Source organism: Bacillus sp. 01N42_2, assembly GCF_056399565.1.
On record NZ_JBFTRO010000001.1, the window covers coordinates 1 to 11,620 of the forward strand.

General features: G+C 41.5%; 13 protein-coding genes and 1 pseudogene. 7 read left to right on the plus strand and 7 right to left on the minus strand.

All coding sequences use genetic code 11. From position 1 onward, the window contains the following. The 6 genes from AC1DN5_RS00005 to AC1DN5_RS00030 form a co-directional block, all read left to right on the plus strand. Window positions 1-261 (plus strand): transposase (locus tag AC1DN5_RS00005; protein WP_441397020.1); only part of this gene is annotated, 261 nt, incomplete at its 5' end. Between the two features lie 4 nt (window positions 262-265). Beyond that, entirely contained in the window at window positions 266-421 is a 156-nt protein-coding gene (locus AC1DN5_RS00010) for a hypothetical protein (protein ID WP_441397021.1), read from the plus strand. A gap of 441 nt (window positions 422-862) precedes the next feature. Then, window positions 863-1,573, plus strand: a complete 711-nt coding sequence (locus tag AC1DN5_RS00015; protein WP_033880488.1) for a B3/B4 domain-containing protein — start codon at window positions 863-865, stop codon at window positions 1,571-1,573. Window positions 1,574-1,604: 31 nt separating this feature from the next. Continuing rightward, window positions 1,605-2,801, plus strand: a complete 1,197-nt coding sequence (locus tag AC1DN5_RS00020; protein WP_016938033.1) for a trans-sulfuration enzyme family protein — start codon at window positions 1,605-1,607, stop codon at window positions 2,799-2,801. Between the two features lie 57 nt (window positions 2,802-2,858). Continuing rightward, the gene (locus AC1DN5_RS00025; protein WP_264819107.1) at window positions 2,859-3,824 is read left to right on the plus strand and encodes a fatty acid desaturase family protein; all 966 of its coding nucleotides are present in this window, start codon (window positions 2,859-2,861) and stop codon (window positions 3,822-3,824) included. A gap of 116 nt (window positions 3,825-3,940) precedes the next feature. Further along, window positions 3,941-4,093 (plus strand): hypothetical protein, encoded by a 153-nt coding sequence (locus tag AC1DN5_RS00030; protein ID WP_188154486.1) that lies wholly within the window; start codon window positions 3,941-3,943, stop codon window positions 4,091-4,093. Window positions 4,094-4,160: 67 nt separating this feature from the next. Here AC1DN5_RS00030 and AC1DN5_RS00035 read toward each other — a convergent pair. Next, window positions 4,161-4,385, minus strand: a pseudogene (locus tag AC1DN5_RS00035) (aldo/keto reductase); the annotation flags it as partial. A gap of 26 nt (window positions 4,386-4,411) precedes the next feature. Then, on the minus strand, window positions 4,412-5,515 hold the full coding sequence (locus AC1DN5_RS00040) for an ABC transporter ATP-binding protein (RefSeq protein WP_366969753.1): 1,104 nt from the start codon (window positions 5,513-5,515) through the stop codon (window positions 4,412-4,414). Between the two features lie 180 nt (window positions 5,516-5,695). Between AC1DN5_RS00040 and frlR the strand changes: the two genes are divergently transcribed. Then, window positions 5,696-6,424 (plus strand): transcriptional regulator FrlR, encoded by a 729-nt coding sequence (gene frlR, locus AC1DN5_RS00045; RefSeq protein ID WP_366969754.1) that lies wholly within the window; start codon window positions 5,696-5,698, stop codon window positions 6,422-6,424. Between the two features lie 24 nt (window positions 6,425-6,448). Here the strand turns inward: frlR and AC1DN5_RS00050 are convergent, their stop codons facing one another. The 5 genes from AC1DN5_RS00050 to frlB form a co-directional block, all read right to left on the minus strand. Next, a complete protein-coding gene (locus tag AC1DN5_RS00050) occupies window positions 6,449-7,306 on the minus strand; it encodes a fructoselysine 6-kinase (RefSeq protein WP_047477661.1) in 858 nt (285 codons plus the stop codon). Between the two features lie 13 nt (window positions 7,307-7,319). After that, a complete protein-coding gene (locus AC1DN5_RS00055) occupies window positions 7,320-8,222 on the minus strand; it encodes a carbohydrate ABC transporter permease (protein ID WP_016938027.1) in 903 nt (300 codons plus the stop codon). 3 nt (window positions 8,223-8,225) lie between these two features. Beyond that, window positions 8,226-9,104: a carbohydrate ABC transporter permease gene (locus AC1DN5_RS00060; RefSeq protein ID WP_060964353.1), complete on the minus strand. Its 879-nt coding sequence runs from the start codon at window positions 9,102-9,104 to the stop codon at window positions 8,226-8,228. Window positions 9,105-9,160: 56 nt separating this feature from the next. Further along, complete coding sequence (locus tag AC1DN5_RS00065; RefSeq protein WP_366969755.1) at window positions 9,161-10,429, minus strand: ABC transporter substrate-binding protein; 1,269 nt, start codon at window positions 10,427-10,429, stop codon at window positions 9,161-9,163. An 80-nt stretch (window positions 10,430-10,509) separates the two neighbouring features. Continuing rightward, on the minus strand, window positions 10,510-11,496 hold the full coding sequence (gene frlB / locus AC1DN5_RS00070) for a fructosamine deglycase FrlB (RefSeq protein ID WP_099744828.1): 987 nt from the start codon (window positions 11,494-11,496) through the stop codon (window positions 10,510-10,512). Between the last annotated feature and the right edge of the window lie 124 nt (window positions 11,497-11,620).

Here is an 11,620-nt window from a genome sequence, read left to right on the forward strand (position 1 = left end):
AACCGCCAGAAGGTCATCACCCGGCATGTATGGGAAGATCCTAAAGAAAAGGTCAAACAAAATCGCTTGTCTGTTTCAGGAAAAACCCTCTATAAAAAAAGAAAAGAAAAAATAGAGCGAAGCTTTGCAGATTCAAAACAGCTGCATGGACTTCGCTATTGCAGGTTGAGGGAAAAACGAAATGTGAGTGAACAAGTTCTCCTCACAGCCGCATGCCAGAACATGAAGAAGATTGCCACATACCTAGCCAAGGAGGGCTAGGCATGTGGGAGCGCTTTTTCTGCATCTGAAACCTGATGAATATCTAAAGAAACTGTATAAAACAAAAAAGCTTGTAGAAAAAACATCGTTTCCTCTACAAGCTGAGTCAACATTAAAAATGTTCGCTCTTTTTTATGGCGGCGGCAAACTTCTACCCTGAGGAACACAAGTTTATAAAAGGTTAGGTGACATTTGCTGAGTCTGCAATTCAAGATAAGTTAGGGGGAGAAGAAAAATCCTATAAATAGGAAATTATCATAAAGGATACTGGCGTCCAATTCTTCACAAAACCTTATGTTCCGCTAATTAGCGAAACTAGGGTTAAAGAGCATAACTCTACTAGAAACTTCAATCATATAAAAAGATTTAAAAACAGTCAAAGAAGAGCAATAACACTACTTATAACACTAGGGAATTTAGAATAACACTTGTATTCGATTGTTATTTACAAATTTAGTCATATCTCGATAAACTGACACATGAAACACCCAGAAAAACAAGTAATAACGAAAAAAATATCAGAATGGGAGGATTGAAGTTTTATTGCATATGTTCCATGGAGCATTTACAAACAAAATCAAGAGGGAGAACTAACTTTCATATGGGTAAACTTTACACATTATCTATCGAGAAAGAAATGTTAGAAAAATTCAAGGACATTCACTTAACAGGAATTATCGTTAAAAACTTGAAGGTGAAAAGTATAAATCCTAATTTTTTTGAACCTTATATTTCCGGCTTAAATGAACTCTATAAACAACAGGATGTAACTGAAAATGAAGAAGTGAAAAAATGGAGAAATATATACAAAGAAATGGGACTAAAGCCAAGTAAATACCATTGTTCTTTTGAAAGTATTCTTCGAAGATATTTAAAAGGCTTTAATTTTCTGGGCATTAATAATGTTGTAGATTCCTATAACTCTGTGAGTCTATTACATCAAAAATGTATTGGTGGTTATGATCTAGACAAGATTCAAAATAAAATCACTCTCCGTTTTGCGAAGGAAGGTGAAACTTGCTTACCAATTGGAGCAAGCGAACCAATTTCTCTTTCTAAGAACTCTGTTGTATATGCGGATGAAGAAAAAGTGTTGTGTTCCTATTGGAACTATAGAGATTCTGAGTATACAAAAATTACTGAAAATACAAAAAACTCTATATTCTTTATAGATGAAATTGACGCAACACCTAAAAAAGGGAAAAATGCGATCAAGGACTTAGCAAATCTACTAAAAGATACATGTGATGCTCAAATTATATATCAATTTGAACTAAGTAACGAGTATCCCACTAATTATTTCGAAGTTTAAATAAATTATTATTCGTAAGGGAGAGTTATTAATGGAAAATAAAAATAGAGGTTTTCAAACTAGTTGTATTCACTCTGGAGAAGAATGGAATAAGAGTGGTCATTTGAGTCCCCCAATATGTCAATCTACAGCATTTGAATTTCCCAACACTGAGGAAGGTGCACGTAGAGCAGCAGATATACATGCGGATGAGTTTTACGGAAGATGGGGTAGTAGAAATGAAAGGGAGTTTGAAGCGATTATAGCTGCATTAGAAGGAGCAGAAGATGCCGTATCTACTTCTTCAGGATTAGCAGCAATATCGATGGTATTCCATGCTTTACTGCAACCAGGAGACCATTGTGTTGCTGTACATAATTGTTATTCCGAGTCGAAAATATTAATCGAGGAATTATGCAAACAACATTCTGTTGAACTTACAATGATTAGTTCAGAGGATATTGAAAACTATAGGAATGCCATTAACCCAAATACAAAACTTGTATATGCAGAAACACCAGCAAATCCAACTATCACTCTTGTAGACATTCAAGAAGTGTCTAGGATTACAAAAGAACAGAGTGACGCAATCTTTGTAGTGGATTCCACTTTTGCAACACCATACAATCAACAACCTTTAAAGCTCGGAGCTGATATTGTACTACACTCGGCAACGAAGTATATTGGCGGTCACTCTGATGTTGTAGCTGGAGTTTGTGCAGGAAACAAAGACTTAATGAGTAAAGTGAGAAAAGCATTTTCGTTCCATGGTCCGAAATTAGATCCTTTTGCAGCATGGCTTTTATGCCGCGGTGTGAGAACTTTAGGATTGCGAGTTCAAAAACATAACGAAAATGCTTTGAAAATAGCTACATTCCTCGAAAATCACCCTATGGTAAATAAGGTATATTATCCATTCCTTAAAAGTCACAAACAACATGATGTAGCCGCTCGTCAAATGACTGGTGGGGGAGGAATGGTTTGCTTCGAGGTAAAAGGTGGAATGAACTCGGGTCTTTCACTTATATCTAACGTGAAACTTAATAAGATGGCTGTTAGTCTTGGTGGTTATTCAAGCACCATTACACACCCTGCTTCTATGACTCACAATTTATTACCTCGTGAGGAAAGAGAAAAAGGTGGAATTACAGATGGAATGCTTAGACTTTCAGTTGGAATTGAGGAAGTTGAAGATATCCAAGCTGATTTAGAAAATGCATTAAATCAAGCAAATTTAGTAACAAATTAATATAAATAATAGGGTGCCATTCGGCTCCCTATTCTAATTAATAACGGAGGAAAAGTCATGTCTTCAGTGAACTCTATCTTTTCACAAGAAACTAGAAAAAAATTAACCAAACTTTACAAGAAAAATAACTGGTATAACTTCTTATGCATCTTCTTTAATTGGGGCGTGATAAGCAGTTCGATTTATTTATCTATGAAAACCCCCAATATTTGGATATACCTATTAAGTATTACCTTGATTGGAAGTAGAATGAGAGGTTTTGACAATCTCATGCATGAAGCAAGTCATAAAATGTTATTTAAGAATAAGCACTTAAATAAATGGGTTACTTGCTTTTTTATAGCCTTTCCTATATTCACTTCTTTTACAACGTACTGTAAGTCACATGTGCTACATCACCGTTTCTTATGGGATCCTCAGAAAGACCCAGATACCAAACGATATGAGTTAATGGGGTTAGATAAACCACAGAAAAAAATGAGCACATTCTTAATTAATCATATTATTAAACCATTAACATTATTACATGTACCTAAGTATATATTTGGAACATTAAAAGTTAATCTTTTCTCAAAAGAAGAGCCATTGAGCGAACGTATCGCACGCCTCGGTTTTTGGGCAACTATTTTAGTAGTTACTGCTGTATTTAATCTATGGTTAGAGTTATTGTTATTTTGGTTTGTACCATTATTAACAACATTTCAAATTATTAGATATTGGGCGGAAATGGCAGAGCACTCAGGTTTAAAAACTGATCATCCCCTCTATTCAAGTAGAAACACACTTGGTAATCCTATCGAAAGATTTATCTTGCATCCACATCATGATAATTACCATCTTGTTCATCACTTATTTCCTGGTATACCGCACTACAATTTAAAAAAGGCACATATTATATTAATGGAAAATCAAGAATATAGAGAGGCGCATCATTGTATGGGCTTCTTTAAGTCCTTCTTACCTGGATTTTCATCGGTTATAGAGGACATATGCGGTAAATTTATATTTTTGCGAGATAAATAATACTACTTTATTGAAATAATGAATGCCACAAGTTAATTACAGAATACTTGTGGCATTCATTTTATATAAATTGTTATTAGCAAAAGAGCTATAATAAAATATTAGGAGATGTAGATATGAAGGTAGTCAAATTTGGTGGTTCCTCGTTAGCAACAGGTAATCAAATCAAAAAAGTGTTTAATATAGTTGTGTCAGATCCAAACCGAAAAATAAATGTAACGGCAAGTGAAAGACTTAAAATCAGCAGGGCAGCTGTGATTACGGGATAATTAATTCGCTGAAAAGGACGGCCGCTATACCACGTTCTTTATTGAGTATTTCTTCTCTTAAAACTCCTCATTCTCCGCGCGGGATCTTAACCGTTATGGGTACGTCCGGACGGGTAAGCGAATGATGATCTTCATGTCGTTTTCTTCAAGGAGAAATCAAAAACAGAGATATTTACAGGCTGGCTGTCTAGCGGTGCTGATTTTGGAATCGGGACAGCACCGGGCTAGATATGCCAGCGTAAGATCACTTAGAAATTGTTTTATGATGCTTTCCTGCAATTTGCTCAAGCTGAAGATGCCTTTTCAGGAGCACCTTTCCTAATACACAGCCTCTTCCGTCTCCGCATCGAAAAAGACGGCGTGATCCATTTTCACTGCCAGCTGAATCGAATCGCCTGCGGCAATTCGCGTGTTCCCATCCAGGCGAACCGTCAGCCGCTCGTCCCCGCTTGTGACATGGACAATCAGCTCCGCTCCCAGATTTTCATTCACTTCCACCTTTGCTTTACACACTGAATCAAACAGCTGTTCATTCCCTGCCACATGTGTGATATGCTCCGGCCGGATGCCGGCAATCATCTGTTCTCCGGCGTAACCCTTTTGTCTAAGCCGCTTCGCTTTTTCTTCAGGAATGTGAAGCCGGATCGAAGGATTTGTGAAAAACAGCTCGCCATGCTGCTCTTCTATGACGCCTTTCAAAAAGTTCATTCCGGGAGAGCCGATGAAACCTGCGACAAACAGATTTGCCGGATAATGATAAATGTCATGAGGTTTCGCCACCTGCTGGATTTCTCCTTCATTCATCACGACAATCCGATCGCCCATTGTCATCGCTTCGGTCTGGTCATGTGTGACATAAATGATGGTGGCCTCTAAACGCTGGTGCAGCTTGCTGATTTCTGTACGCATCGTCACTCTCAGCTTCGCATCCAAATTGGAAAGCGGCTCGTCCATTAAAAAGACCTTCGGCTCCCTCACAATCGATCTGCCCAGCGCCACCCTTTGCCGCTGCCCGCCGGAGAGCGCCTTCGGTTTTCTCTTCAGCAAATGCTCAATCTCTAAAATTTGAGCTGCCGCATGAACCCGCTCGGTAATTTCCTGTTTGGACATCTTTCTGAGCTTTAATCCGAACGCCATATTATCAAAAACCGTCATATGCGGATAAAGCGCATAGTTTTGGAATACCATCGCGATATCACGTTCTTTCGGGGGGAGATCATTGACCCGCTCCCCATCAATGAGAAGGTTTCCTGCAGAGATGCTTTCCAGTCCCGCCACCATCCGCAGCGTGGTCGATTTTCCGCATCCTGACGGCCCCACCAGCACCAAAAGCTCCTTATCCTTTACATTTAAATCAAAGTCCTTCACCGTTAATTGTGAGTGATATGATTTTTTGACATGTTCAAATGTTAACGAAGCCATCAGACATTCCCCCTATCTTTTCATCTGTTATTTCGTCACTGGAAACAACTCGGTCTTTCTGTTATTTTTAAAATAATCAATTCCTATTTTTGCTATATTCCTAAAATAACAAATGCGAATTTGTATTATAACGTCATATTACATTATAATATGAATAACAGGTTAAAAGGAGGCTACCTTTTGTTAAACAATGGAAGTTCTACACCTTTATACATTCAGCTGAAACAAATCATCACTGATGATATCAAAAAGGGCGTGTATTCTCCCGCCGCCAAGCTGCCTACCGAAAACGAGCTTTGCAGCAAGTATAATGTCAGCCGCATTACCGTCAGGAAAGCCATTCTCGATTTAGTCGAAGAAGGCTATCTGATCCGGCAGCAGGGAAAAGGAACGTTCGTTAAAAGCCCTAAATTAAAACGGGAGCTGATTGCAGTAAACGGCTACTCGGAATTTATGGAATCAACAGGAAAAAAACCGAAGCACCATGTGCTGTCCCATGAGATCATTCCGGCGGCAAACCTCATTGCTGAGAAGCTTCAGATCAATCCCGAGAGCCCTGTCGTTGAACTAAAACGGATTTTATATAACGATGACCAGCCGCTCACCTTTGAAGTGACACATTATCCGCTGGATCTGTTTCCCGCTATTGATACGTTTATTGCTGACGGCGTATCCATGCATGATATTTTGAAACAGCAATACCACGTTGTTCCGACTCACAATACGAAGCTATTAAATGTCGTATATGCCCAGCAGGAGGAAAGCAAATACCTGGATTGCGATATCGGCGATGCGCTGTTTGAAATTGATAAAACGGCTTTTACATCAAATGACCAGCCAATCTACTGCTCATTGTTTTTGATGCACACAAACCGTGTCACCTTTACCATCAACAGCCCCTACACTTAATAGGCATAAAAAACGAGACACTGCTTACAGTATTCTCGTTTTTTCACTGCTTCCCCCGTCATCCTCCAAGCGATAAGGATGGCCATAGCCGAAAGCCCCGTACACACTGCAAGTTTTCGCAGCCGTTTCCGCCGCTTGGCGCAAAGCAGGCGTTATGTCCTGCTTCTCACAAAAGGCAGTCAAAAAACCAGCGATAAAAGAATCTCCCGCTCCAAGTGTATCTATTATATCAATTTCCACAATCGGCTGATGATAGATTCGGTCTCCCGCAGACAGGATCGCGCCCTGGCTCCCGCGGGTCAGACAAACGAATTTGGCTCCGTACCCATGAGCTTTTTCAACAAGCGCACCGCACTCTGACTCACTCAAATCGCTTCCTGAGAAAAACGCATACGTCACATAAGGACAGACCTTTCTCAAATAATCATCCTCCCGATTGGTTGAAAAATCAAAAGAGACCGGGATCAGCCCGCAAAGCTGCGGAAGATCGTTCTCAAGCCGGCTGTACACACTGGTATGCAGCAGATCATGCCCGCTGATAAAAGCGAGATCTTTCTCCTGGAACACGAGCCGGAGCCGGGACTGAATGCCGCCTTTATTTGACCTGACAAAAATCCGGTCCCCCTGTTCATCAAGGGTGACAATCGCCATTCCGTTTTCTCCGTGCGCTTGGCGGATGTAATCCGCATTAACCTTCTCTAAATTCAGTACGTTCAAAAGATGTGCCGCAGCTTCGTCATTGCCGACAATTCCGATATAAGAAGCCTCGTGCCCGAGCCGTTTGGCAAGCACAGCGACATTCAAGGCATTTCCTCCCGGGTAGAACGTTTCTTGATCCTTATAGTAATCGACAACGTTATCTCCGACCGCAATCAATTTCATTTCTCTTCCCCCTTTAACCTTTTACACTTCCGCTTGCAATCCCGCGGACAAAATATTTCTGCATCAATAAAAATAGAATGATAATCGGCGCTGCTGAAATCGTTAACCCCGCCAGCAGGACGCCCCAATCTGTCTGCAGCGCGTCTCTGAACTGCATCAGCCCGGCTGGAATGGTCCGCAAATTCTCATCATCTATGAAAATAATCGCAAACATAAACTCATTCCACGTATGATAAGCCGTCAAAATGCCGGAGGTGACCAGGATCGGCACACTCATTGGTAAGAAAATTCTGAAAAATACCCCGAAACTCGAACACCCATCTAAATAAGCCGCCTCCTCCAATTCTTTTGAAATAGAAAGAAAATAAGAGCGGATCAAAATGATGGTGAATGGAATCCGGTAAGCCGCATACGGGAGGATCAACGCCCAATACGTATTGTACAGTCCAAGCGACTGAATAATAGAATAAAGCGGCACAAGACTGACCTGCGGCGTCAGCATCAATCCGCCAAGACACAGCACCAAAAAGAATCCTTTTCCTTTAAACTCAAAACGGGAAAGTCCATACGCCGCCCATGCACTAATAAAGACAGTGATCACACACGTCAGCGCCGTGACAATGACACTGTTCATAAAATAAGAAGAAATCCCCTGATTCCAGGCCGATACAAAGTTCTCCGGATGCCACGAAGACGGCAGCGACCAGCTGTGCTCGAAAATATCATCCGAGTTTTTAAAAGCGCTCATCACCATCCATATAAGCGGGTAGGCAATCGCAATCAGATAAAGAAACAGAAAAACCCACACAGACGTTTCTCCGATGTACCATTTTCGTCTAGGCTTTCTTTTCTCCTCAATGCGCCGGTCAGGCACAGGCTCCAATCTGAACGAATCTGTCTTCTTCTGGGGCAGCATCTGTTAATCCTCCTTTCCGGTTTTAAAGAACTTCATTTGCATGAGCGACAATGCGAGGGTAATGATTAACACAACGGTGGCAATCGCTGAGGCATAGCCCATCATATCCTTTGTAAAGGCGCTTTTATATAAAAATGTGCTTAAGACTTCTGAAGCGTTTCCCGGCCCGCCGCCTGTCAAGATGTACGGCTCATTAAATACCGTAAAGGCGCCGGTCAGCGTCATGACGACCGCAACAAATGACATCTCTTTCGTCTGGGGAACGGTAATATGAAAAAACTGTTGAATTTTTCCCGCCCCGTCAAGCCGGGCCGCTTCATACAGTTCATCCGGTATTTTTTGAATCGACACAATGTACAGCATCGCAATATAACCGACAGATTGCCATTGAGACACGAAAATAACAGAAAGCATAGCCGTGCTGTCCTCCCCAAGCCAAGCCCTCGTCAGCTGATCAAGCCCTGCCGCCTGAAGCAGCTGATTCAAAAGCCCCGTCTCAGGGTTGTAAATAAAATCAAACAAAAGCGCGATCACCGTCATAGAGATGACGACCGGCAAAAAGAAAACGGTGCGAAAAAACGGCGACCATTTTCTGACCAGCTTATCCTCAAGCACCGCCGCCAAAATCAAACCGCCAAATACCTGGCATACAATGGAGATCACGGCGTAAAGCACATTATTGGAAAGCGCCTGGTAGAAGACAGGATCATGAAACAGTTCCACATAGTTTTTCAAGCCGATAAACGTTTTTTCCGGAGAAAAAGAGCTCCACTGAAACAAGCTGAGGAAGACATTCTCAAAAATCGGGATATAAACGAAAAGTAAAAAAACGAGAGCGGGCACCAAAAACAAATAGGGGATTATTTTATTCTGATTGACCAAGGATATCTCATCTCCTTTATAAAAAGAAAAGGTGCGAAGCTTCACCTTTTCTTGATTTATTCAGATTGCGCCCTCACTTGCTTCGCTGCTTTTTGAACGGCTTTCATCACCTGCTCCGGTGTCATGTCGCCTCCAAGCATTTGCTGGACGCTCGTTAGGTACGCATCTGCAATTTCAACATCGACATCCATATCAAACCATGGAACCATTGATTTGGCATCAACAATATGCTGAACGGCTTCACGCTGGACGGCTGTTGAATTTTCTTCAGTTGCCGTTCCTTGCACCGCACTGTATTTTCCGACATCTTTGACGAGCTTTTCCCCCATTTTCTTCGACGTCAGAAACTGCAAAAATTCCACCGCTTCCTTCGGATGTTTTGTTTTTGAGGAAATCATGAATCCTTCCGGCGCTCCCGTTAACGCTTCTGAGGATCCTTTTTGCCCGCTGATTTCAGGGAATGGGAACATCCCCAGATTCACCGGTTCAACCAGCTTGATTTCCGCTGTTTCCGCATATATCATCGCCGACTTTCCGCTCTTAAATTGCTGTCTTACATATTCGTGGTCGACGGAGTTTACATGTTTATTGAAGTAGGGCATCAGCTCCTGAAGCTTTTCAAGTGCTTTTACATAGCCTTCATCGGTAAATTCACCTGTTTTGGCGTTATAGTCCTTTTCCCGGGTTTTTTCATCGACCATCCGCTGATTGAGCGTGCCGATATAGTGCGAGATTGTCCAAGTTGCCTTTGTGCCGAAGCTGATCGGTGTGTATCCATGTGCTTTCAGCTTCTTTGACACATCGATTAATTCATCCCATGTCTTCGGCGGATTAAGGTTCAGTTTTTGAAAAATGTCTTTATTATAGAAGAATGATTTAGCGTCCATTTGCCACGGCACGCCATATTGCTTGTTTTCATAAGTAAATGGTGTGATTTGCGATTGAACGAGCTGTGATGACCAATCGGTATCATTTTTGTAGTAGGACGAGAGATCAAGTGCTTTATTGCCTTTGATGAATTTAAAAGCGAACTCGTCGCTCCAAGAGAAGTAAATGTCTGGAGGACTGGTGGTTCCCAGCATAACCTTAATTTTGTCTTTATAGGAGTCATTCAAAACGGATTCAATCTGAATGTTGATATCCGGATGCTTTTTTTCAAATTCCTTCACAACCTCTTGAAAGTAACTTTTTTCCGGCTCCTTCGGCCATCTGTGGAAAAATTTCAATGTCACCTTTCCGTCCGCTGAACTGCCCTGACTCGAACAGCCTGCAATGGTGAGCAAACTGACAGCTGCAATGATCAAGAACAACAACATTTTCTTCAAAGGGTTGGCCTCCTCTGGACACTAGACTATAATGTTATATAACATTATAGTCTAGTGCATAATGGTTCCTCATTTTCAGATTAATACTCAACTTTCCACATGTATCTTCTATGAGATAAAGGATGATTTCTCGCCTCTGCCAGCTTGTCTGCGTAGCTTCTCAGCACACGGTTGAGGACGAGCGGGGCAAGGTAGCCTTTAACTGAATCGTCAATTGCAGTGAAATCGTAAGATGCGGCATCAAGCACAGTGAGCTTTCTGCCATACTTTTTCGAGAAGGAAAGCGCCCGCTCTTCAAGAGGTCTTGTTTCGTCTAAGCCGAGCAGGATAATAAATGGAACGGATTCATCAATGATTTCAAACGGTCCGTGAAAATATTCTCCGGCATGAATGGCGTGGGAATGAATCCATTGCATTTCCATGAGAATGCAGATGCTGTAGGAGTAAGCGACACCGTAGTTTGCACCGCTTGCCATTGTGTAAATGATGCTTTCTTTTTCATGAGCTTTTGCGAATTGCTGTGCGTTGTCAGCTTCCTGCTTAAGGGCTCCTTCATACACAGCCTGTAATTGGTCTAAGCCTTCAATTGCCTGCTCAAATTTCGTGTTTTTTTCTAAAACTTGCAGGGTGCCGAAAACGATTTGATACAAAACGCCATAGTTCGTATTGATCGCAAGCGCCTCATCACCCCAATCGTACTGGGCAACATATTGCGCTTCCTGTGCTAAAGGAGACTCCGGTTTATACGTCATCGCAATCGTAAGTGCGCCTTTGCCCCTTGCAAACGCGGCAGCTTTAACTGTTTCCGGGGTATTTCCCGAATGCGAGCACAAAATAACAAGAGACTTTTCACCAAGCTGAACAGGGTTGCGCTGAATAAATTCGTTTGAGCTGTAAAGGTCTGAGCTGATTGATTTTGACTCCCTGTCAAACACATATTTACTCGGATACATAATGGCCGAAGACCCTCCGCAAGCGACAAAGAAGACATGATCAATGGTTTTCCCTTTCAAATCCTGCAAGAAAGCTTGAACCTCACGATTTACTTTTGCTGTGGCCTGACTCAAATCCTTCACTCCTTATTTTTATTATATAACGTTATATAACATTATATATTGTTATATTAATCGCAATAAAGGTGTGTTGTCAATTATATTTTCTGAAATTTCTAAAATATAAAACAGGATCGCC